This is a genomic window from Pseudomonas sp. W5-36, from assembly GCF_046540455.1.
Classification (GTDB): Bacteria; Pseudomonadota; Gammaproteobacteria; order Pseudomonadales; family Pseudomonadaceae; genus Aquipseudomonas; species Aquipseudomonas graminis_B.
Genome location: NZ_JAXCIQ010000023.1, coordinates 13640 through 36607, shown reverse-complemented (window position 1 = coordinate 36607; position 22968 = coordinate 13640). Strand labels below are relative to the sequence as shown.

The window sequence follows — 22968 nt, the reverse complement described above, 5'->3', positions numbered from 1 at the left end:
GTTATATGACAAATCAATTATTCGCTACGGAAAGCGCCAAGCGTTTTCGTATGAGCTAGACAACGCAATCGAAGGAAATCGAAATCATGGCAACTAGCACTCACAATGGCGCTGTTAACTTTCACAGCTATATTGAAAGCGGCGTCGACCTGCGGACGGGCACATTCTCCACGAACCTCTTACTGGGCACTCTTATAGAGCCTAATTTCGAGGTAAGGCTGTGCTACTCCCCCCTGAACCAAAAAGACTTCGGGTTCGGACACGGATGGCGGATTCCCGTCACCATATATAGCACCAAGAGTAAACTATTATCTTTGAGCGACGGAAGAATGTACGAAGTTGAGGAAGACGGGAGCACGCTTACGCTTAAGGACAACACCGGCGACATTCATGCTGTAAAGGTGACGCAACCCGAAGGGATAAAAATCACCTACCGCGACACCGGGGCAGTCGAGTGGTTGTTTAAGAAGAGTCATTGGTATGCCTGTACGGCGCGTACGTCTACCAGTGGCGACGCTTTGTATTTCAAATGGCATGTGGAAGAGGGCGCATCGCCAAAAATCATGCTGAGGGAAATATTCAAATCCACCACGGCATTCGATACAGTCGATGATATAGACGTAGCAAAAACCATAATGCTCTCCATTCACATGGAAGCGTCAAAAATATCGATTGTTTTCTGGCCTGCAAAAGATGAGCAGCGTAGCTTTTCTCTTACCCTCGACAAAAACCAACTCACCCATATTAATAACACATCATTTACACCAGCGCTTCGGTGGGAGTTTGGCTACGACGAGAATCTATCACCCAACAGGCTCAACATGATTACTTCCCCACTAGGAAAACGCGAACATGTCATTTACTCCGCGTCTAAAGCCTTAGTCAAAGACGAACCTGCACGAATTGCAAAACACAATACATTCATTGCCGATGCCCACATGGAAGGCGATATGACTGAATCACCATTCTGGACAGTCGATTACAGCTATCACTTAAAGCCGGGGGGACTTCTGTGTATCAAAACACGCGGAACACGCAACGGCAGCGAGAACGTCAGCCTAGAGTGCTTTGCGACACTTTACGAAGGCAAGCACCTTCTTGAAATGTCAAATATTGAATTCATTGAAACTTCCCAGGACGCCATAAACCGAGATCATCTGTTAGATAAATCGATCCGAAACCTACCGGGAATACTAAAACGGACCGACACCGTATATTCCTACAGTCACTACATGCTGCCACGTGAAAAACTCATCGACATCAGGAGCATAGATACTAAACAAGATCCGCGTATATTTACAAAACGATACGACTGGGATCAGTATGGGCGACTAATCAAAAAAATCGACGATGACCAGACTACGGACCAATATGTATACCTCGATCAAGATGGAACTGAGAGTTCACTGGTAAGCTGGCATATACACACCGATATCGATTCGGAGATCACAGATCGCTACACCTATGGTCATTTTATCGGCACTGCCTCCGCCCTACAATCAATACCTAAACGACAATCAAATTTACTAAAGTCTATGACAAGGCAAATTCTTTTAAATACTGGACTCTGGCGTTTCGAAAAATCAACAAGTGAGTATTTTGATACGCCTGGAAAATTTTTCCATGGAAAATTAAAGCAACATCAAACGTTCCGGCAGGACGGCTATAAGCAAAATGACAACACCACTCCCACTCAAACAACGAATTTTCGATACAACCTAGAGGGTGAGAAACAGGGCATCGAATCTACCATCACCGGCTTTGATGGGTCTGTCACTACAGTCGAAAGCGTTAAATCAATCTACACAGGCTTGACGGTTAGGGAAAAGGACATTGATGGGAATATCTCCGATTACAGCTGGGATCCATTGTCTAGGTTAACCGGGATTATCAATAACTCAGCCACCCCCTATAAAACGGAAGAAACGTTTACACATGGGATTATCGACAGTGATAACACCTACGAAAAAGTTCTGGGATACGAAGAACCCATAGCCTGCTTTAAGGGCTACGTTATTCACCAGGACAGCGTGGGGCGTAAACTACTGACTGGGCATGACCCGCACAGCCAAGAGGTTCAGACCTGGATCTTCAATAAAGCGGAATACACAATTGAGGGACTTGACGAATGGCTTTTGGCAGAAGAGAAAGGATACGACTCAGCAGGCAGGATTATCCAACACGCGCTGATTCGTGATGCAGATCTGGCCACATCAAGCGTTGAGTACAATACCGTGTACGTGACACCCTATTCCTATTGGACCTATCACGAGCGGACTCATGACGAGTACGATATTACTCATACACTTATTAGTGAAAGTGATCAAATTTGCATCACCACCTATATTGACTCAGAGAATCTGAGAGATCCTGACAGCGATCCGACACTCTTAAAACCATTAGAGAATCTCTTTGATACAACAAAAGCCAACTCGACCGCTTCTTATGAAATTGACGAAAGCGGCCTACTCAAAAGCTATGCAATTCCAAACCTTGCTCTCAACCCTGGAAAAAACCAATGCTGGTCGCGCTTAGAACGGGTTGATGCACGAGGCAATGTAATTGAAAAGCATATTTACACCATGAATGCAAAAGCGGAAGAAGGCAAAGGTTTTTCAACGACGTTAATTCCAGCTTTACACTCATCTAAAACTTACAGCTATAACCAGAAGAACGCTGTAACGTCATTCAAAGACGATTACAACAATTCGACAACCTTTCTACGCGACGTTCATAATCGACCGTCCATTATTACTCGCTCAGATGGTAGTAAGCTCAAATATGAATATGCCGAGCACAGTGATAAATCGCTAATCACTCATCTAAGCGCGTCTCACGATGGCATAACCGTGTCTCTGGGCACGCAGGCGTTCGACGGCCTTGAGCGACTCAAGGAATCCAATAGCGGGGGGGGTATACAGAAATTTGAGTACTCAGGGGCGCTCCAAGCGCCAGCGAAAATACTCAAGCCCGACGGTAAATATCTTCAGTACGATGTCATACGCGAATTTGGAGATGTCATAAAATCCATAAAAGCAGAAAGTATCGAACACAACTTCGAGTATTTCTCGGATTCGGGGCTGCTTAAAGAATACAGTGACCAAAGCGGTTATAAATCCACTTTAACTTATGACAGCCAAATAAAAGTTATCGAGGAAAATATCATCTCGGCTACCGGCCAACCTAATAAAAAACTCTGTAAATCATTTTCGCCCACCGGCGGATACACTGCCTTCACCGACGCCGCGACCAAGCAGCAAATCTCGACATACACCAAGGGCAAAATAGCCACTGCAGAGGACTCGGACATTAAGATCGTTAACGAATACGGTGCATTCGACAAAATCATCAAACAAACGTCTACTAATAAATCAACCCAAAAAACGCTTATCACCGATTATGCCTATGACATTTTGGGCAATGAAACCTCCCGCACGATCACAACTTCGGGAAAGAAAGACAAGCTGGTTATCAGCCAGACACTCCGCAAAAACAACCAACTGGCAACTCGCATGGTGATGGATGGCAAGAAAACACTCAGAAATGAAACGTTCAGCTATAGCAGTGTAGACATGCTCATCGACTACACATGCACCGGGGATGATTTGCCTCTGGATGGTTATGGTAAGCCGATCTCAAGGCTTGAGCTTACCTACGACCTTGCCGCTAATCTAACGCAGTGCGTCACTCATTTTGGCGATGCGAAGGATACCGCGACGTTTATTTATGAAAACGCCAAAGATCCATGCCAATTAACGCGGGTCACACACACTCACGAAGACTATCAAAAGCTGATTGAACTTAGCTATGACGCCAATGGATGCATGACCAAAAATGAAAAAAGTCAGACACTGACATACGACGCACTCAATCGTTTGGCCAGCTTGAAGGATGGAGCAGACACGTACCACTATCACTATGACCCGAAAGGCAAGCTCACCTCGCGGACCAAATTGAAGATCCGCAGTGAATGGTATTACCAGCCAGGCGGGGAATATCCGCTGCTCAGCAATCAGGTCATTGGGGATGTGCATACGCGAATTACGCGTATGGCAGAACAGGTCACGGCAATCGTGACAGGGGCTGACGGCTCAGCCGCCAGCACTGTAAAGCTCGTTGGCATAGACAGGATGAACTCCCCCGTGATTGTGCTGGAGGGTGACGGTAGCCGCAGCACTCAGAAGTACTCGCCTTCAGGTCATTCGAATTCTGCCTTGGTTGTGGGGCAATCGGGCGAGCTGTATGACGACGTGGGCGGCTTCTTCCATTTGGGCGAACGGCAATACAGTCCGCGCCTGTTTCGCTTCACGACCCCTGACAGCTGGAGCCCTTTCGGCGAAGCAGGGCCCAATTGTTATACCTACCTGGACCCTGTGAATTGCCGCGACCCCGAAGGGCACCTGTCAGGATGGGCATGGTTTGGTATTGCGATGGGAGTGCTGACGATTGTGCTGGGCGTCCTCACACTGGGTGCGAGCATTGCCGCAGTGGCCGCCTTCGGGGCGACGTTGGCTACAGCGTTCACCATCGTTGGAGCCATTTCGACCATTGCGTCTGGTGCTGTAGGCATCGCCGCTGCTGCTATCTCGGAGAGCAACCCTGCACTTTCCGCGAAGCTAGAGTGGGTATCATTCGGCTTGTTCAGTGTAGGTATGGTGTTTACCCTGGGTGCAGGGTTTGCTCCCGGCGCAGGGAGAATGGCGATGAGGGGCGCCAGGGCAGGGGCGCCAAGGATGGGCAGGGCAGCCCGTTATGCTGTGCAATCCCGAGTCGCGGAAAGCCTGGAAATGAAGCTCATCACTCCGGTCGCTTCTCGTTCCGGAGTCGCAATGGAAATGAAATTCGCTGGAGGTTCCAGATACGCTTTTAGCACGGCTTCCAGCATGACCAGTGGTATCCAGACTTCGATGAGCAGCGCATTCATCGAGACGCTTGCGAGAATTGCAGAACAGCCTGCGGTCCGGGTGGTAGGTACAACAATGGGGATGATGGCCCTGCTTGGGCTCGTCATCGCAGCGAAGCAGTATGCATAGAGACAATGAGTCCATTGACATGCATTAACACAATCCCGCGAGCCGACAGGTGAAACTGTGTCAGCCGACTGACCTACCGGCTCGCGGACTATGCGTTTTCATCAGCTTCTGTTGATATTGATGGTCAACACCAATCCGGAGTTTGGTTGTCAAAACTACCCCCGCCGCGCCACTAGCAAAAACGAAGCCGCGCTCGCCAACAACCCCGCACACACCCGATTGAAAAGCCGCCTGCCACTTGGCTGGGCAAACAGCCGACGCGCATGCACACCCATCCAGCAGTACAGCGCGATGGCGATACATTCCAGCACCAGAAACATCCCCCCCAGTTGTGCGAACTGAGTGGTGACCACGCCGGAACGATCCACAAACTGCGGCAGGAACGCCGTAAACAACAGAATGGCTTTGGGGTTGCCAATAGCGACCAGAAACTCCTGACGTGCCAGTCTCGTCACTCTGGCCTGCGCGCCGGCTTCGATATCGTGCGCCTCGCATGGCGCTCGCCACAGTTGTAACGCCAGATAGAACAGATACGCCGCCCCCACAATCTTGATCGTATGAAACAGCCACTCGGACGTATGCAGCACCGCTGTAAGCCCAACCGCTGCCAGCGCGATCATGATCGCGAATGCCAGCAACCGCCCGAGCCCGCCCATGCAAGCGCCGCCGAATCCATAACGTGAGGCGTTGCTGATGGAGAGCAGATTGTTCGGGCCCGGCGCCATGTTCAGGGCGAAACAGGCGGGGATGAATACAGCGAAGGTCGACAGGTCCATGGCAGTGTCTCTTCCAGTAGCCGGGTGAAACATCATTTTGCACTCGTGGGCGCGCGGCTCAAGGCACAGCTGGGCGGGGAATCAGGGGCTGGGTGTATCGGTGCGAGACAAACGCGGTAACCACGGCGCGATGAAACGCCCATCGGGAAAACCTAGCCTTGAAGTCCCTCCCCCGGCAAGGACGCTCCGATGCTGCTCTCCCTTCGCGCACTGGTCCTCTGTGCACTGCCTCTTCTGGCCATCCATTCAAACGCGCAAACATGCCCCGACTGGCCACCGGCCAAAGCCCGAAGCGAGATCCTTTCGCTGCAAACCCAGATCACCCAATGGGACGACAGCTATCACCGCCAAGGCGTGTCTCTGGTGGCCGATGAGCTGTACGACCAATCCGTTCAGCGACTCGCCGATCTGCGCAGTTGTTTCGCCGCCACTTCGGCGTCGCCCTCCAATCCGCTGAAAACCGCGCGCGGTCCCGTTGCACATCCCATCCCCCACACCGGCCTGACGAAATTGCCGGGCGAGGCCGCCGTTCAGGCGTGGCTCAAAGAACGAACCGATCTGTGGATTCAGCCAAAAGTGGATGGCGTGGCGGTCACGCTGGTGTATGTCGACGGGAAACTGGTGAGCGCTATCAGCCGGGGCGACGGGGTTTTCGGTCAGGACTGGACCGGACATGCCCACCAGATCGAGGCGATCCCTCGCCATCTCGCGTGGGAAAAGACCGTGATCCTCCAGGGCGAGTTGTATTGGAAGCTGACAGATCACGTTCAGGCGGACGCCGGCAGTCTGAACGCTCGCAGCAAAGTGGCCGGGCTGCTGGCGCGTCACGCGATCAGCGAACAGGAAGGCGCGAATATCGGGCTGTTCGTCTGGGACTGGCCGGAAGGTCCGTCGGACATGACCGAGCGATTGGCAGGGCTCACAGCCATGGGTTTCGAGGACAGCGCGCGCTTCAGCGAACCAGTGGAGGGGTTCGCTCAGGCGAAGAACTGGCGAGAACACTGGTACCGTTCGCCGCTGCCGTTTGCCACCGATGGCGTGGTTATGCGGCAGGGCGAGCGTCCGTCAGCCGAGCGCTGGCAGGCGAAAGCGCCTTACTGGATCGCGGCGTGGAAGTACCCGTTTGCGCAGGCGCTGGCCGAGGTGCGCAAGGTTCATTTCAACGTCGGGCGCAGCGGCAAGATCACGCCCGTTCTGGATGTCGAACCGGTGCGCCTGGATGACCGCATGATCAATCGCATCAGCGTCGGTTCGTTGAAACGTTGGCAAGGCATGGACATCCGGCCTGGGGATCAGGTCGCCATCAGCCTGGCCGGGCTGACGATTCCGCGGCTGGATGAGGTGGTGTCGCGAAGCGTCGAGCGGGCGCCGCTGAGCGTTCCGCGCGCTGAGGATTATCATTCGCTGAGTTGCTGGCAGCCGGTCGAGGGCTGCGAAAGCCAGTTCCGCGAACGGTTGAAATGGCTGGGTGGGAAGAAGGGGTTGGCGCTCAGCGGCGTAGGGCCGGGCACGTGGGATAAGTTGATTCAGGCAGGGCAATTAAAGGGTTTGTTGGGCTGGCTGACCCTCGATGGTGCACGGCTTGCTAACATTCCCGGCATGGGCGAGCGCAGCAGCGCTAAACTGCTGGCAAGTTTTCAGGCTGCACGCGATAAGCCCTTTGTCGTGTGGCTCAAAGCCATCGGTTTACCGCCGGCCACGGGCGTTGATCTGGGTGATTCGTGGGCAGCGCTGGCCTCGCGAAGCGTCATGGAATGGCAGGCCGAACCCGGCATTGGCTCGGGACGGGCGAAGCAGTTACATGCATTTTTTCAAGACCCGCAAGTGCAGGCCCTAAGCAGGCAGCTGAAGGACGAAGGCATCAACGGTTTTTAGTATTTTCAGGGCCGCATGATGGTGTAGAGCGTGCGGCTAGGTGTATTCAAGGAGTATTCATGAAATTCCTGTCATCCCTTTTTGCATTCACCGCGTGCGGGTTTCTGGCCGCACCCGTGTTTGCAGCCGAGCAGGCGCCGGAACCGTCCGGATGCGCCGCGAAGCGCCAGGACATCGCCACTCAGATTGAGAGCGCCAAAGCCGCCGGCGACACCGATCAGCAGGCCGGGCTGCAAAAAGCCTTAAGCGAATTGAACGCCAACTGCACCGACGTCGACCTGGTCAAGCAGCAGGAACAGAAGGTGCTGGATGCCAAGCGTGAAGTCAGCCGTCGCCAGGCGGACCTGAACAAGGCCATGAGCAAGGGCGATCCGGAGAAAATCGACAAGCGTAAAGACAAGCTGGCCGAGTCCCGCAAGGAACTGCAGGACGAGCAGGAAAAACTGGAGAAGGTGCAGCCCGACGAGGATGACGAGTAAGGTCGTCTGCGGGCCTTTATCTTTTTCTACAGGAGCGACCGGGGTGGCGCTCCATTTTGCTCGCGAAGACGGCATTTCTGCCGATGAAGATTTGGCGGATGTACTGGCCTCTTCGTGAGCAAGCTCACTCCCACACGGTCTTTTTCGCGGCAAGATCTCAGGGTGTCAGCGCTACGGTTGAGCGATCAGACTGAGACGCCAAACAACGCAATCACCAGCCCAAGCCCGGCGATCCAGGCCAGCGAGCGCAACGTCGCGAGATCCGCCAGATAGAAGATGATGTAGAGCAGGCGGCTGGTCACGAACAGCACGGCGAGTACGTCGATCGTCACCAACTGCGCCACGCCGGCGACGTGGGCGATGATTACGCCAGCGGCAAACCCGGGAATCGCTTCAAAACTATTGAGCTGCGCATTGTGGGCGCGGCGCGGGAGACCTTCGAGGCGGTCGAGAAAGTCCCGGGGGTCATGATTGTGCCGTGCACTGAATTTGCCGCTGCTGAACTTGGCAATGCCAGCGCACCCTATCGGCAACAGAATCACGATTAACACACACCAAAACGCGACGGTCATACCTGCATCCTTTTTTAGAATTTGAGCTTCATTAGAAAACGCCCATCTACAGCCTAAGAGCCACGGCCCGTCGAAAGGTTCTTACAGGCAACGAATGCAACCGTATGACCGGCTTTAGCCGGGAAGGCGTCACCCATCACTCCGCGAACTTGATGGCGCACACACCGGCCCCTTCCCGGCTGAAGCCAGTCCTACAGAGAACAACCCGCGTGCAGTTTGCTCGTCGTTACTGTCACCGCCATCCCGATTGGCTAAGATGCCAGCCACCCAGCCGACCGCGGCTGTATCTCGTTGCCCAGGAGCCTGCATGTCCAGCGAAGAAGACGCCACCCTCAGTGGCGCAGCGCCGATGATTCCCGATCAGCGCCGGGAGTTGATGCTGCGTCAGCTGCGCAAGCATCAAGTGCTGAGCGTGCATCAGCTCATGGACATGTTCGACTGCTCGCATATGACCGTCCGCCGCGACATCGCGCTGCTCGAGCAAAGTGGCCGTGCCTATTCGGTGACCGGTGGCGTGCGCATCGCCAGCCAGGTTCACAGCGAGCCCAGTCACCAGTCCAAGGCCGTGGTCGAGCTGCCGCACAAACAGGCGATGGCCAAACTGGCCGCCAGCCTGCTGCACCCCGAGATGACGGTGTACCTGGACGCCGGGACCAGCACGCTGGAAATCGTCCCGTACATCGTCGCGCTGGCGGGCATGACCGTGGTCACCAACGACTTCGGCGTGGTCAATGCACTCGCTGACGCAGCCCACGTAGATGTGATTCATACCGGCGGCTTGCTGGACCACCCGAACCGATCCTGTGTCGGCGGGCTGGCAGCGGCGACGTTGCGGCAACTGGCAACCGATGTCGCGTTCATGTCCACCAGCTCATGGGATCTGCAGCGAGGCACGACCACGCCCTCCGCGCTCAAGGTTGAGGTCAAGCAAGCGGCGATGCAGTCGGCGTCGCGCACAGTGTTGCTGACGACCAGCACGAAATACGGCACGTTCGGCATGTACAAGGTCGCCGGTCTGGAGCAGTTCGACACGATCATCAGCGACGACCGCCTCGCCCACGGCGCAGCGGACAGCATTCGAGGACTGGGGGTTGAATTGATGTTGGCGTCGGTGGACCAGCCACGCTAATTCAGCGCGCTTCTACAGTCGATGGTTACCAGGCCTCAGTCTCGACTGGGGCTTTTTTGTGCCCGACAGCAGCAATGTTAATTTTTGTTAATTCAAAAAAGCTCTTCACATTATCCGATCATGGGTTCACTATCTTTAACAGATCAGAACAAACACCGTTCGAGTGCTGATGAACTTCGGCGCTCACCCGAGGAGAGATTCATGAATAACAAGAATGTCGGCGTCATTGGTCTGGGTGCGATGGGCCTGGGCATTGCGCGCTCCCTGCTGCGCAGCGGCTTCAACGTTCATGCCTGTGACGTGCGCGCGGCCGTGACCGAGCAATTCGCCAGCGAAGGCGGCGTTGCCTGTGAATCTCCTGCGAGCATGGCCGCGGCCTGCGACGTGATCATCACCGTCGTGGTCAATGCCGAGCAGACCGAAACCGTATTGTTCGGCGACAACGGCGCAGTCGCCGCCCTGCGCCCGGGCAGCCTGATCATCGGTTGCGCCACGGTCGCACCGACCTTCGCCATCGAACTGGGTCAGCGCCTCACCGAAAAAGGCCTGCTCTACCTCGACGCGCCGATCTCCGGCGGCGCGGCCAAGGCAGCTGCTGGCGAGATGACCATGATGACCTCCGGCCCGGCTGATTCCTACGCCAAGGCCGACGCGATCCTCAACGGCATGGCGGGCAAGGTGTATCGCCTGGGCGACGTTCATGGCCTGGGTTCGAAAGTCAAAATCATCAATCAGCTGCTGGCCGGCGTCCACATCGCCGCCAGCGCCGAAGCCATGGCCCTGGGCCTGCGCGAAGGCGTAGACGCGGACGCGCTGTACGAAGTGATCACCAACAGCGCCGGTAACTCGTGGATGTTCGAGAACCGCGTGCCGCACATCCTCAAAGCGGACTACACGCCGCTGTCGGCCGTGGACATCTTCGTCAAAGACCTGGGCCTGGTGCTGGATACCGCCCGCGCCAGCAAATTCCCGCTGCCGTTGTCGTCCACCGCCCACCAGATGTTCATGCAAGCCTCTACCGCTGGCTTTGGCCGCGAGGATGACTCTGCCGTGATCAAGATTTTCCCGGGCATCGAACTGCCGACCGCCAAGCCTGAAAACAACTGAGATGACGCTGATGAGCACCACGACTCCGCGCCCTCTGTTGGGCTGCATTGCCGATGACTTCACCGGCGCCACCGACCTGGCCAACATGCTGGTGCGGGGTGGAATGCGCACCGTGCAGAGCATTGGTATCCCGAGCGCCGAAAGCCTGGCTGAACTGGATGCCGACGCCATCGTCATCGCTCTGAAATCCCGCACCACGCCGGCTGCAGAAGCGGTTGAGGAATCCCTTGCCGCGCTGCAATGGCTGCGTGATCGCGGCTGTGAGCAGATCTTCTTCAAGTACTGCTCGACGTTCGATTCCACCGCCAAAGGCAACATCGGTCAGGTCAGCGAAGCGCTGCTCAAGGCGCTGAACAGCGACTTCACCCTGGCATGCCCGGCGTTCCCGGAGAACGGTCGCACGATCTTCCGTGGTCATTTGTTCGTGCAGGACCAACTGCTCAGCGAATGCGGCATGCAGAACCACCCGCTGACGCCGATGACCGATGCCAATCTGGTGCGCGTGCTGCAATCCCAGACCACGCAGAAAGTCGGCCTGCTGCGTTACGACAGCATCGCCAAAGGCGTCGACGGCGTGCGTGCGCGCATCAAAGAGCTGCGTGCGGACGGCGTGGTCATGGCGATTGCTGACGCATTGTCGGACGCTGATTTGTACACGCTGGGCGAAGCCTGCGCCGACCTGCCGCTGCTCACCGGTGGCTCGGGTCTGGCGCTCGGTCTGCCGGGTAATTTCCGCAAAGCGGGCAAGCTGCGCGACATTGATGCGGCGAAGCTTGAGCACGTCGACGGCGGCGAAGTCGTATTGGCGGGCAGCGCATCGGTCGCCACCAACGGTCAGGTTGCCGCCTGGCTTGAGGCCAAACGGCCTGCCCTGCGCATCGATCCGTTGGCACTGGCTGACGGCAAACCGGTGGTGGCAGATTCTTTGGCGTTCGCCCGCGATGCCGGGCAAACCGTGTTGATCTACGCGACCAGCAGCCCGGAAGAAGTCAAAGCCGTGCAGCAAAAACTCGGCGTTGAACGTGCCGGCGCGCTGGTCGAAGACGCGCTGGGGCAGATCGCTCGCGGCCTGCTCGACGCGGGCGTGAAACGCTTTGTCGTCGCCGGTGGCGAAACCTCCGGTGCCGTGGTTCAGGCGCTGGGCGTGAGCTTGCTGAAGATCGGCGCGCAGATCGACCCGGGTGTTCCAGCGACCATCAGCAGCGGCGCGACGCCTCTGGCCCTGGCGCTGAAGTCAGGGAATTTCGGTGGCCGTGACTTTTTCGACAAAGCCCTCAAGCAGCTGGCAGGGAGTGCCCAGTGAGCAACGTAACCAGCAGTTCAGTGAGCGCCGAAAACAAGCAGCGTGAAGAAATCTGCGCCATCGGCCGTCTGCTGTTCGGACGCGGCTACACCGTCGGCAGCGCGGGCAACATCAGCGCCCGCCTCGACGATGGCTGGCTGATCACGCCAACCGACGCATGCCTGGGGCGTCTCGATCCTGATGCCATCGCCAAGGTCAATCTGGCCGGCGAATGGGTTTCCGGGGACAAGCCGTCAAAGACTTTAGCCCTGCATCGTCAGGTCTACGACCGCAATCCCGGCGTCGGCGGCGTGGTGCACACCCACTCGACGCATCTGGTTGCGCTGACCCTGGCCGGCGTCTGGAAACCGGACGACATCCTCCCGCCCATCACGCCGTATCAGGTGATGAAGGTCGGGCACATTCCCTTGATTGCCTACGAGCGCCCCGGCTCGCCGAACGTCGCTGAACAAGTGGCGAAACTGGCGAACAGCGTGCGTGGCGTGATGCTCGAGCGACTCGGCCCGGTGATCTGGGAAAGCTCGGTCGCCAAGGCTTCTTATGCGCTGGAAGAGCTGGAGGAGACCGCACGCCTCTGGCTGATGAGCAACCCCAAACCTGAACCGCTGGACGCAGCCGCTTTGGAAGAACTGCGCCAGACGTTCGGCGTGAACTGGTAACCCCAACGGCGTTTTGATCGAAAACCGGCCCTCCGGTTTTCGGCGGACCGGCCTCGCCGGAAAACAATAACAACGGGACACAACATGACTCCTCTACTCCTCATGATCGTCGCCGGAGCGGGCATTGCGCTGTTGCTGCTTCTGGTCCTGAAATACAAATTCCAACCGTTCGTGGCGCTGATGCTGGTCAGCATTATCGTGGCGCTGGTGGCCGGGGTTAAACCCAGCGATCTGGTGGCGACCATCGAAGGCGGCATGGGCAAAACCCTCGGCCACATCGCGATCATCATTGCCCTTGGCGCCATGATCGGCCGCATCATCGAACTGTCCGGCGGCGCCGAGGCGCTGGCCAAGACGCTGATCAACCGCTTCGGCAACCGGCGCACGCCGCTGGCCCTGACCGTGGCGGGTTTCATGGTCGGTATTCCGGTGTTCTTCGAAGTGGGCGTGATCATCCTCATGCCGCTGGCCTACGGGGTTGCCCGTGCCGCACGTAAACCGCTGCTGGTTTACGCGCTGCCGATGTGCGCAGCGCTGCTGTCGGTGCACGCCTTCCTGCCGCCGCACCCGGGCGCCGTCGCAGCAGCCGGCCAGCTGGGTGCGGACCTGGGTCGCGTGTTGATGTTCGGGCTGCCGATGGTGGGCATTCTGTGCCTGATCGGTTACCTGATTGCCGGGCGCATGACCCGCAAGGTCTACCCAATGACCGACGATATTCGCAGCGAAGTGTATGGCTCTCACGTCACCAACGAAGACTTGGTGGCATGGGCCAACAACGATTATTCGCGGGTGTCTGAAGCGACCCACACCAAAGAACTGGGCCTTGAAGAAAACGCCAGCAGCCTGGCGGCACGCCTGCCAAAGGCGCCGGCGCCGGGTGCAGGCATCATCATCGCGCTGATTCTGCTGCCGATCATTCTGATCCTGCTCGGCACGCTGGCGACCACGATGCTGCCGGCCGACTCAATGCTGCGCAGCGTGCTGACCGTTCTCGGTGCGCCGCTGGTGGCACTGCTGATCGACACACTGCTGTGCGCCTGGCTGCTGGGTTCGCGCCGTGGCTGGAGCCGCAGTCAGGTGTCCGATGTCGTGGGTTCGGCATTGCCCGGCGTGGCGATGGTGATCCTGATTGCGGGCGCTGGCGGCGTGTTCGGCAAGGTGCTGGTGGATACCGGTATCGGCGCAGTGGTGTCCGAAGCGCTGCGCAACACCGGGCTGCCGGTTCTCGCGCTGGGCTTTCTGCTGACGCTGCTGTTGCGCGCGGTACAGGGCTCGACCACAGTGGCGCTGGTGACCACGGCCGGCATTCTCAGCCCGCTGATCGCCACGCTGAACCTGAGCGCCAACCACATGGCGCTGCTCTGTCTGGCCATGGGCGGTGGCGGTCTGGCGATGTCGCACATCAACGACGCCGGTTACTGGATGTTCACCAAACTGGCGGGCCTGAACGTTGCCGACGGCCTGCGCACCTGGACCTTCCTGGTGACCATTCTGGGCACCCTCGGGTTCTTGATGACGCTGCTGCTCTGGCCTTTCGTCTAACGGCTTCAACTAGGAGATAACCATGCCTCGCTTCGCTGCCAACCTCAGCATGATGTATCCGCAACACGACTTTCTGGCGCGCTTCTCGGCTGCGGCGAGTGACGGCTTTAAGGGCGTGGAATACCTGTTTCCGTACGACTTCAAAGCCGAGGAAATCAAGCTGCGTCTGGACGACTTCGGCCTGACCCAGGCGCTGTTCAACGCCCCGCCGGGCGACTTCTCCAAAGGCGAGCGCGGCATTGCTTCATTGCCTGGTCGGGAGAGTGAGTTTCGCGACGGCTTCCAGAAAGCGCTGGATTACGCAGCGGTTCTGGGTAACGACCGCATTCACGTCATGGCCGGCCTGCTGCCCAGTGAAGACCTGCGCCAGAAGCATCACGCGGTGTACCTGGAAAACCTGAGCTTCGCCGCGCAGCACGCCGCCAAGGTCGGGTTGACGGTGTTGATCGAGCCGATTAACACCCGCGACATTCCGGGCTTCTTCCTGAACCGTCAGGATCAAGGCCAGGCTGTGCTTAAAGAAGTCGGCGCCGACAATCTGCGGGTGCAGTTCGACTGCTATCACTGCCAGATCGTCGAGGGCGACGTCACCAGCAAGCTGCGCCGCGACTTCGCCGGTATCGGCCACATCCAGATCGCCGGCGTGCCGGACCGCCATGAGCCGAGCGTGGGGGAAGTGAATTACCCGTGGCTGTTCGAAGAAATCGACCGCCTGGGCTACACCGGCTGGGTCGGCTGCGAATACCGTCCGAAAGGCGATACCAGCGAAGGACTGCAGTGGCTGCGTGACTGGCAGGCGCGCAGCGCGATCACTCGTTGATCACGTCTTCCTTGAACTGATCCTTCACATAGGTGATTTCGGTCTTGCCGTGTGGCGCCGGCAGGCCGTCTTCGCCCAGATTCACGAAGACCATTTTCTCGACCGTGAGAATACTCTTGCGGGTGATCTTGTTGCGGACCTGGCACGTTAGCGTGATGGATGTGCGGCCGAATTCGGTCGCGGTAATCCCCAGCTCGATGATGTCGCCCTGACGCGAGGCGCTGACGAAGTTGATCTCGGAAATGTACTTGGTCACAACGCGCTGATTGCCCAACTGAACAATGGCGTAAATGGCCGCCTCTTCGTCGATCCAGCGCAGGAGACTGCCGCCGAACAACGTGCCGTTGGGGTTGAGGTCTTCAGGTTTTACCCATTTGCGAGTGTGAAAGTTCATGGAGGCTCCGGGGTGTTTGGGAGACGGTGGGGGATGTGCCCCAGCTTCAAGCTTCAAGCCTGAAGCTGCAAGTTAAAAGCAGGCCCGCTGTTGTTTACCGCTTGCCGCTTGCAGCTTGCCACTTGCAGCTCAAAGAAAGATAATCGCCACCGCTTCAAAAAACGGTCATCACACCTTGTTACCGTTTTCCCGCCACCTGTCCGAGGGGCGCTGCAGCAGGTCAGACCTGTCAGGCTCGGAGAGGGCGTTGTTTGATCAGGCCTCCCGCCGGTCAAGCTTTAAACGCACAACGGCGCCCATTCGCACCCTACGAATGGAGACTCTTTATGAGTGCTGTACTGACGCCCAACGATTTCAACGACTACAAAGTCGCCGACATGTCCCTGGCTGCCTGGGGCCGTCGCGAAACCATTATCGCCGAATCCGAAATGCCAGCCCTGATGGGCCTGCGTCGCAAGTACGCTGGCGATCAACCGCTCAAGGGCGCGAAGATTCTCGGCTGCATCCACATGACCATTCAGACTGCCGTGCTGATCGAAACCCTGGTTGCCCTGGGTGCCGAAGTACGCTGGTCGTCCTGCAACATCTTCTCGACTCAGGATCAGGCCGCTGCCGCTATCGCTGCTGCCGGCATTCCGGTCTTCGCCTGGAAAGGCGAAACCGAAGCCGAGTACGAGTGGTGCCTGGAGCAGACCATCCTCAAGGACGGTCAGCCATGGGACGCCAACATGATCCTCGACGACGGCGGCGACCTCACCGAGCTGCTGCACAAGAAATACCCGGCCATCCTGGACCGCGTCCATGGCGTGACCGAAGAGACCACCACGGGCGTTCACCGCCTGCTGGACATGCTGGCCAAGGGCGAACTGAAGATCCCTGCGATCAACGTCAACGACTCGGTCACCAAGAGCAAGAACGACAACAAGTACGGCTGCCGTCACAGCCTGAACGACGCCATCAAGCGCGGCACCGACCACCTGCTGTCCGGCAAGCAAGCGCTGGTCATCGGCTACGGTGACGTGGGCAAGGGTTCGGCTCAGTCGCTGCGTCAGGAAGGCATGATCGTCAAGGTCACCGAAGTCGACCCGATCTGCGCCATGCAAGCGTGCATGGACGGTTTCGAACTGGTTTCGCCTTTCATCGACGGCGAGAACGACGGCACCGAAGCGAGCATCGACAAAGCACTGCTGGGCAAGATCGACCTGATCGTCACCACCACCGGTAACGTCAACGTCTGCGACGCCAACATGCTCAAGGCGCTGAAAAAACGCGCAGTGGTCTGCAACATCGGTCACTTCGACAACGAAATCGACACCGCTTTCATGCGCAAGAACTGGGCATGGGAAGAAGTGAAGCCGCAAGTGCACAAGATTCACCGCACCGGCGCTGGCGCGTTCGATCCTCAGAACGACGACTACCTGATCCTGCTGGCCGAAGGCCGTCTGGTGAACCTGGGCAACGCAACCGGTCACCCGAGCCGCATCATGGACGGCTCGTTTGCCAACCAGGTGCTGGCGCAGATCTTCCTGTTCGGCCAGAAGTACGCTGACCTGAGCCCTGCCCAGAAAGCCGAGCGTCTGACCGTTGAAGTGTTGCCGAAGAAGCTGGACGAAGAAGTGGCCCTGGAAATGGTCCGTGGCTTCGGCGGCGTCGTGACCAAGCTGACCAAGACCCAGGCCGACTACATCGGCGTGACCGTCGAAGGTCCGTTCAAGCCGCACGCTTATCGCTACTAAGCAGTAAGCGGCAAGCTTCAAGCGGCAAGTAAAGGCATCACCATTGTCATGACTTGCCGCGTCAGGCTTTAAATCGTCCAAGCATTTAGCAGCACCAGGTGACAAGCCTTGATCTGCAGGATACGGCGCACGGCCACTCTTGCAGCTTATGGCTTGTAGCTTGCCGCTGGAGACTCGCTCCATGAGCCAAGACCGTAGCTACAGCTTCGAATTCTTCCCGACGAAGACCGACGCTGGTCATGAAAAACTGCTTGCCACGGCGCGTACGCTGGCCAGCTACAACCCCAGTTTTTTCTCCTGCACTTACGGTGCCGGGGGTTCCACGCGCGACCGCACGATCAACACCGTGCTGCAGCTGGAAAAAGAAGTGCATATTCCCGCCGCTCCGCACTTGTCGTGCGTCGGTGACAGCAAGGCCGACCTGCGCAGCTTGCTGACGCAGTACCGGGAAGCCGGCATCAAACGCATCGTTGCCCTGCGCGGTGACCTGCCGTCCGGCATGGGCATGGCCAGTGGTGAGCTGCGTTATGCCAATGACCTGGTGAGCTTCATCCGTGAAGAAACCGGCGATCATTTCCACATTGAAGTCGCGGCCTACCCCGAGATGCACCCCCAGGCGCGCAACTTCGAAGACGATCTGAAAAACTTCGTGCGCAAGGCCAACGCCGGCGCCAACAGTGCGATCACCCAGTACTTCTTCAACGCCGACAGCTACTTCCACTTCGTCGAGCGCGTGCAGAAGCTGGGCGTGGATATTCCGATCGTGCCGGGCATCATGCCGATCACCAACTACAGCAAACTGGCGCGCTTTTCGGACGCGTGCGGTGCGGAGATCCCGCGCTGGGTTCGCAAACAGCTGGAAGCGTACGGCGATGATACGGCCAGCATTCAAGCGTTCGGCGAGCATGTCATCACTGAAATGTGCGAACGACTGCTGCACAGTGGCGCCCCCGGCCTGCATTTCTACACGCTGAATCAGGCCGAACCGAGCCTGGCGGTCTGGAACAATCTGAAGCTCTCTGCGTGATAACGGTTTCAATCCAGTCGGATTGAAACTTCGCTGGCTTCACTGGCAGGCTTCTTCACCCCGAAGCCTGCCAGTCCCGTCGTTGAGCCCTGCCTTCTGCTTTTGTTGAGAATCATCACTTCTATTTAGTTAGCTTGCGTCGTAATCTCGCGCGCATGCCGCCCATCCTTCCCCTATCCGTTGCTGTCCTCCTGGCCTGCCTGAGCTTCAGCGCGCTGGGCGAGAAATTGCGGATCGTCACCGAACCCTGGTCACCCTATGTCATCGTGGACGGCAACCACGCCTCCGGGCTTGATTACGACACCACGGCGATTGTGTTCGAACGCCTGGGCATCGACGTCGAGTGGCAGTTTCTCCCCTGGAAGCGCTGCCTGATGATGCTCAGTGAAGGCGAGGCCGACGGTGTTCTCGATATAAACAAGGACGAGGCGCGCGTTGATCTGTTGTATCCGGACGAACCGTTGTCGAGCATTGACTGGGTGCTGTTTCAGGCCAATGCCAGGCCCCATGCCTTCAATAGCATGGAGGACTTGCGCGGGCTGACCATCGGCGTCTCTCCGGGCTATCGATACATCCCGGCGTTCGACACCTCGACGGCGTTCATCCGAGAGCCTGCGCCGAGCCATGAAGCGAACTTCGGCAAACTGATTCGCGGCCGCATCGATCTGATGGTAACCGATCGCCTGCTGGGCCGGCAGATGATCGAGCGGCTCAAGCTCCAAGGCCAGGTTAGTCAGCTGCCGACCGTGCTCAATCACCGGGGGCAGTATCTGGCGCTGCGCCGCAATGCCGGCATGGACCTGCTGGCCCAGCGGTTCAGTGCAGAACTGAAGCGTTTCAAGCGTGAGCCCGCGTACGCGAAACTGGTGGAGCGGTACACCGGCGAAACGCCGACGACACTCCCTGCAGAATCGGAGGAAAGGGTCGATAAAACCGTTGAGCAGCAGGAAAGCAGCGCGTTGTGATTGCTCTGTTATACTCCGGCGTCCCCGCCAGGCTTGCGCCCGGGTGCACGGTCTCACAGAAGACTTCTCGAACACGTCAGCAGCGCACTTTTTAGCGCCCCTGCCCGAGTTGAACTTACAGACCTCCACAGGACCGGACGCCATTGCACCTTCCAAGGACTGTGCGATGACCGCAGCAGGGTCGAGCGCATTCACGTTACGTGCAGAACCTTTAGTCTGCGCCTGGAAGATCATCCCTATTTGGGCCTCTATGGCCCCAACTCAAGACAGGATTACTCATGTCCTTTGCTTCCCTCGGTCTCTCCGAGGCTTTAGTCAGCGCCATCGAGGCTGCTGGCTACACCCAGCCTACCCCAGTGCAACAGCGGGCCATTCCCGCCGTGTTGCAAGGCCGCGATCTGATGGTCGCCGCCCAGACAGGTACTGGTAAAACCGGTGGTTTCGCCCTCCCTATCCTGGAGCGGTTGTTTCCCAACGGTCATCCGGACAAATCCCAGCGTCACGGCCCGCGCCAACCGCGTGTTCTGGTCCTGACCCCTACTCGTGAACTGGCCGCTCAAGTCCACGACAGCTTCAAGATCTACGCCAAGAACCTCAAGTTCGTCAGTACCTGCATCTTCGGCGGTGTCGGCATGAACCCGCAGGTTCAGGCCATGGCACGCGGCGTTGACGTACTGGTTGCCTGCCCGGGTCGTTTGCTCGATCTGGCCGGTCAGGGCAGCGTCGATCTGTCCCACGTTGAAATCCTTGTCCTGGACGAAGCCGACCGCATGCTCGACATGGGCTTCGTTCACGACGTGAAGAAAGTCCTTGCACGCCTGCCGTCCAAGCGTCAGAACCTGCTGTTCTCGGCAACGTTCTCCCAGGACATCACCGCGCTGGCCGGCAAACTGCTGCACAACCCGGAACGCATTGAAGTCACGCCGCCGAACACCACGGTCGAGCGTATCGAGCAGCGTGTGTTCCGCCTGCCGGCCAACCACAAACGCTCGCTCCTGGCGCACCTGATCACTCAAGGCGCGTGGGAACAGGTGCTGGTGTTTACCCGCACCAAGCACGGCGCCAACCGCCTGGCCGAGTACCTGGATAAGCACGGCCTCAGCGCTGTGGCGATCCACGGCAACAAGAGCCAGAACGCACGCACCAAAGCGCTGGCCGACTTCAAGGCCGGCACCGTTCGCATCATGGTCGCGACCGACATCGCTGCCCGTGGTCTGGACATCGACCAGTTGCCCCACGTGGTCAACTTCGAACTGCCTAACGTCGACGAAGACTACGTGCACCGCATCGGTCGTACCGGTCGCGCAGGCCGTAGCGGCGAGGCGATCTCGCTGGTTGCGCCGGACGAAGAGAAGCTGCTGAAAAGCATCGAGCGCATGACCAAGCAGAAGATTGCCGACGGCGATCTGATGGGCTTCGACATCACGGCCGTCGAAGCCGAGAAGCCGGAAGTCCGCGAGCGTCCGGATGTGCGTAACCCGCGCAATGCCCGTGGCCCGCGTGGCGACGGCCCAAACGGAGGCGGCGGTGGCGGCGGTCGCAAGGACAAAGGCAAAGACAAGGGCAAGGAAAAGCCGGCAACGGCCGCGGCAGCACCTTCGGGCGAGCGCCCGGCACGTCCGGCGCGCCCTCAAAAGCCGCGTCAGGGCACCCCGTCGAGCGAGTCACGTCAGTCGCAGCCAGCGGCTGCGGGTGCTAATCGCGCACCTGACGAGTTCCTGGATGACGAAGTGGACAACTTCGGCAACCGTGCCGACTACGTCAGCCCGTACCAGAACAAGAACCAGGGCCGCGGCCGTCGTCCGGGCGCTCCTGCCACGGGCGCCGCACCGGCACCTCGCGGTCAGGCACCAGGCCGTAGCGGTCCGCGCAGTGGTTCGGCCACTGGCGGCTCCGCCACCACCGACGCCGCCGGCGCACCGGCCAAACGCAGTGGTCCTCGCAACGGTTCCGGCCGTGACGGTCAGGCTCGTCGCGAAGACCAGCCTCGTGCTCGTCGTCCGGCGCGCGAAGACCAGCCAGCGCGTCAGGAGCCAGCGGTACGCGGGCCTCGCGACGGTCAGCCAGCACCGAAGATCATGCACAAAGAGTCCAAGGGCGATCGTTTCCCTTCGGCTGAACAACTTGATCAGTTGCCAAGCCGCCCACGCGGTGAAAAACCAGCCCTGCTGACCCGCAACCGCGAAGGTTAAGCAGCGCCGGTTGTTACGCAGCCAATAAAACGCCCCGACTGGTTCGGGGCGTTTTTGTTTGCGTGATTCAAGCAATGCCACACACAAAAACGCCGACCCAAAGGTCGGCGCTTCATCACCACGACAACTCGTCTTACTTGGCTTTGACGCCTTCGAACGAGATGTCCAGCTCCAGGGTGTCGGACTGTGGACCCAGGTCCATCATCTTGCCGAAATCAGAACGCTTGATCGAAGTAGTGCCCTCGAAGCCGGCACGGTAGCCGCCCCATGGATCCTTGCCTTCACCCAGGAAGGTAGTCTTGACGGTGACCGGCTTGGTCACGCCGTGCAGGGTCAGGTCGCCGATCACGTCAGCCGTGGTCTTACCGTCAGCATTCTTGCCGATGTTGGTGACCTTGGTGGAAACAAACTTGGCGTCAGGATAGGTCGCGACGTCGAGGAAGTCCTTGCTGCTGATGTGCTTGTCACGTTCAGCGTGGTTGGTGAAGACGCTCGCGGTCTTCAAGTCGATGCTGATCTTGCTGTCTTCAGGCTTGGCGGCGTCGAAGCTGAATGTGCCGTTCCAGTCCTTGAACGTGCCGTAGATGAAGCTGTAGCCCAGGTGGCTGATCTTGAAGTTGATGAAGGCGTGTTGGCCTTCCTTGTCGATCGTGTAATCAGCGGCCATTGCCTGACCGGCCGTCAGCAGCGCGGTACCCAGGGCCAGTGCAGCAAGTGTCTTTTTCAACATACGTCGTCTTCCTTTCTAGTTGAATTGAGTATCAGGCCTTGCGGCCAAGCATACGTACAAGGGTGGCATCACGATCAACGAAGTGATGCTTCAAAGCGGCCAGCCCGTGGAGTCCTGCAAAAATCACCAGGGTCCAGGCCAGGTACAAGTGCACGGTGCCTGCGACGTCTGCCTGGTCGGGCAGTCCGCTGATCAAGGCAGGCACTTCGAACAATCCAAACACCGGAATCCCGACACCGTCTGCGGTGGAAATCAGGTAACCGGCGAACATCACCAAAAACAGGTCCAGGTACAGAAACGCATGGCCCAGTTTCGCAGCGGTTTTCACAAACCGGCTGTGGGTGGCAGGCGCTGCTGGCGGCGGGCTGACGAAGCGCCAGATCACCCGGATCAGCATGAACAGGAACAGCGTGATGCCGATGCTCTTGTGCAGGTCAGGGCCGGCCTTACGCCACGTGTCGTAATAGCCCAGCCCTACCATCCACAACCCTAGCGCAAACATGCCGAACACCGTCAGCGCGACACCCCAATGCAAAACGATGCTGACCCAGCCATAGCGAGAAGATGAGTTGCGTAACTGCATGCTGAATATCCTGTGAGGGCCGAGGAGAGACTAGCGCTTTACCTAT

The 22968-nt window shown here is 58.1% G+C and carries 18 protein-coding genes and 1 riboswitch; of the genes, 13 read left to right on the top strand and 5 right to left on the bottom strand.

The window, feature by feature from the left end:
- Nucleotides 1-86: 86 nt before the first annotated feature.
- Nucleotides 87-5033, top strand: a complete 4947-nt coding sequence (locus tag SLW74_RS24835) for an RHS repeat domain-containing protein (RefSeq protein ID WP_410930417.1) — start codon at nt 87-89, stop codon at nt 5031-5033.
- Between the two features lie 155 nt (nt 5034-5188).
- Here SLW74_RS24835 and SLW74_RS24830 read toward each other — a convergent pair whose 3' ends face one another.
- Nucleotides 5189-5809, bottom strand: coding sequence for a LysE family translocator (locus SLW74_RS24830; RefSeq protein ID WP_410930416.1), 621 nt, complete (start codon nt 5807-5809; stop codon nt 5189-5191).
- Nucleotides 5810-5998: 189 nt separating this feature from the next.
- Between SLW74_RS24830 and ligB the strand changes: the two genes are divergently transcribed.
- A complete protein-coding gene (gene ligB / locus SLW74_RS24825) occupies nt 5999-7684 on the top strand; it encodes an NAD-dependent DNA ligase LigB (protein WP_410930415.1) in 1686 nt (561 codons plus the stop codon).
- Between the two features lie 59 nt (nt 7685-7743).
- A complete protein-coding gene (locus tag SLW74_RS24820) occupies nt 7744-8163 on the top strand; it encodes a DUF1090 domain-containing protein (protein WP_410930414.1) in 420 nt (139 codons plus the stop codon).
- A gap of 185 nt (nt 8164-8348) precedes the next feature.
- On the opposite strand, the gene SLW74_RS24815 is transcribed toward SLW74_RS24820, so the two are convergent.
- On the bottom strand, nt 8349-8735 hold the full coding sequence (locus SLW74_RS24815; protein ID WP_065991229.1) for an MAPEG family protein: 387 nt from the start codon (nt 8733-8735) through the stop codon (nt 8349-8351).
- Between the two features lie 307 nt (nt 8736-9042).
- Here SLW74_RS24815 and SLW74_RS24810 point away from each other — a divergent pair, with 307 nt between their 5' ends.
- The 6 genes from SLW74_RS24810 to otnI all read left to right on the top strand — a co-directional run bounded on the left by SLW74_RS24810 (nt 9043) and on the right by otnI (nt 15295).
- Nucleotides 9043-9864, top strand: coding sequence for a DeoR/GlpR family DNA-binding transcription regulator (locus tag SLW74_RS24810; protein WP_192135051.1), 822 nt, complete (start codon nt 9043-9045; stop codon nt 9862-9864).
- Nucleotides 9865-9984: 120 nt separating this feature from the next.
- Nucleotides 9985-10971: an L-threonate dehydrogenase gene (gene ltnD, locus SLW74_RS24805; RefSeq protein WP_274605155.1), complete on the top strand. Its 987-nt coding sequence runs from the start codon at nt 9985-9987 to the stop codon at nt 10969-10971.
- Between the two features lie 10 nt (nt 10972-10981).
- Nucleotides 10982-12274 carry a 3-oxo-tetronate kinase gene (gene otnK / locus SLW74_RS24800; protein ID WP_410930413.1) on the top strand — a complete coding sequence of 431 codons (1293 nt, stop codon included), beginning with the start codon at nt 10982-10984 and terminating at the stop codon, nt 12272-12274.
- A 20-nt stretch (nt 12275-12294) separates the two neighbouring features.
- The gene (locus tag SLW74_RS24795) at nt 12295-12933 is read left to right on the top strand and encodes an aldolase (protein ID WP_410930436.1); all 639 of its coding nucleotides are present in this window, start codon (nt 12295-12297) and stop codon (nt 12931-12933) included.
- A gap of 84 nt (nt 12934-13017) precedes the next feature.
- A complete protein-coding gene (locus SLW74_RS24790; RefSeq protein WP_410930412.1) occupies nt 13018-14475 on the top strand; it encodes an SLC13 family permease in 1458 nt (485 codons plus the stop codon).
- 22 nt (nt 14476-14497) lie between these two features.
- Nucleotides 14498-15295 (top strand): 2-oxo-tetronate isomerase, encoded by a 798-nt coding sequence (gene otnI / locus SLW74_RS24785; RefSeq protein ID WP_410930411.1) that lies wholly within the window; start codon nt 14498-14500, stop codon nt 15293-15295.
- On the opposite strand, the gene SLW74_RS24780 is transcribed toward otnI, so the two are convergent.
- A complete protein-coding gene (locus SLW74_RS24780; protein WP_133775566.1) occupies nt 15285-15689 on the bottom strand; it encodes an acyl-CoA thioesterase in 405 nt (134 codons plus the stop codon). The genes otnI and SLW74_RS24780 overlap by 11 nt on opposite strands.
- A gap of 196 nt (nt 15690-15885) precedes the next feature.
- Nucleotides 15886-15994: riboswitch (S-adenosyl-L-homocysteine riboswitch) on the top strand.
- A gap of 21 nt (nt 15995-16015) precedes the next feature.
- On the opposite strand from SLW74_RS24780, the gene ahcY reads away from it, so the two are divergent.
- The 4 genes from ahcY (at nt 16016) to SLW74_RS24760 (ending at nt 21609) form a co-directional block, all read left to right on the top strand.
- Nucleotides 16016-17425 carry an adenosylhomocysteinase gene (ahcY, locus tag SLW74_RS24775; protein ID WP_065991222.1) on the top strand — a complete coding sequence of 470 codons (1410 nt, stop codon included), beginning with the start codon at nt 16016-16018 and terminating at the stop codon, nt 17423-17425.
- Nucleotides 17426-17606: 181 nt separating this feature from the next.
- On the top strand, nt 17607-18452 hold the full coding sequence (gene metF, locus SLW74_RS24770; RefSeq protein WP_410930410.1) for a methylenetetrahydrofolate reductase [NAD(P)H]: 846 nt from the start codon (nt 17607-17609) through the stop codon (nt 18450-18452).
- A gap of 155 nt (nt 18453-18607) precedes the next feature.
- Complete coding sequence (locus SLW74_RS24765) at nt 18608-19417, top strand: substrate-binding periplasmic protein (RefSeq protein WP_410930435.1); 810 nt, start codon at nt 18608-18610, stop codon at nt 19415-19417.
- A 278-nt stretch (nt 19418-19695) separates the two neighbouring features.
- Nucleotides 19696-21609 carry a DEAD/DEAH box helicase gene (locus SLW74_RS24760; RefSeq protein ID WP_410930409.1) on the top strand — a complete coding sequence of 638 codons (1914 nt, stop codon included), beginning with the start codon at nt 19696-19698 and terminating at the stop codon, nt 21607-21609.
- 133 nt (nt 21610-21742) lie between these two features.
- Here the strand turns inward: SLW74_RS24760 and SLW74_RS24755 are convergent, their stop codons facing one another.
- Nucleotides 21743-22339: a YceI family protein gene (locus tag SLW74_RS24755; protein WP_065991218.1), complete on the bottom strand. Its 597-nt coding sequence runs from the start codon at nt 22337-22339 to the stop codon at nt 21743-21745.
- A gap of 31 nt (nt 22340-22370) precedes the next feature.
- Entirely contained in the window at nt 22371-22922 is a 552-nt protein-coding gene (locus SLW74_RS24750; protein ID WP_065991217.1) for a cytochrome b, read from the bottom strand.
- Nucleotides 22923-22968: the final 46 nt, after the last annotated feature.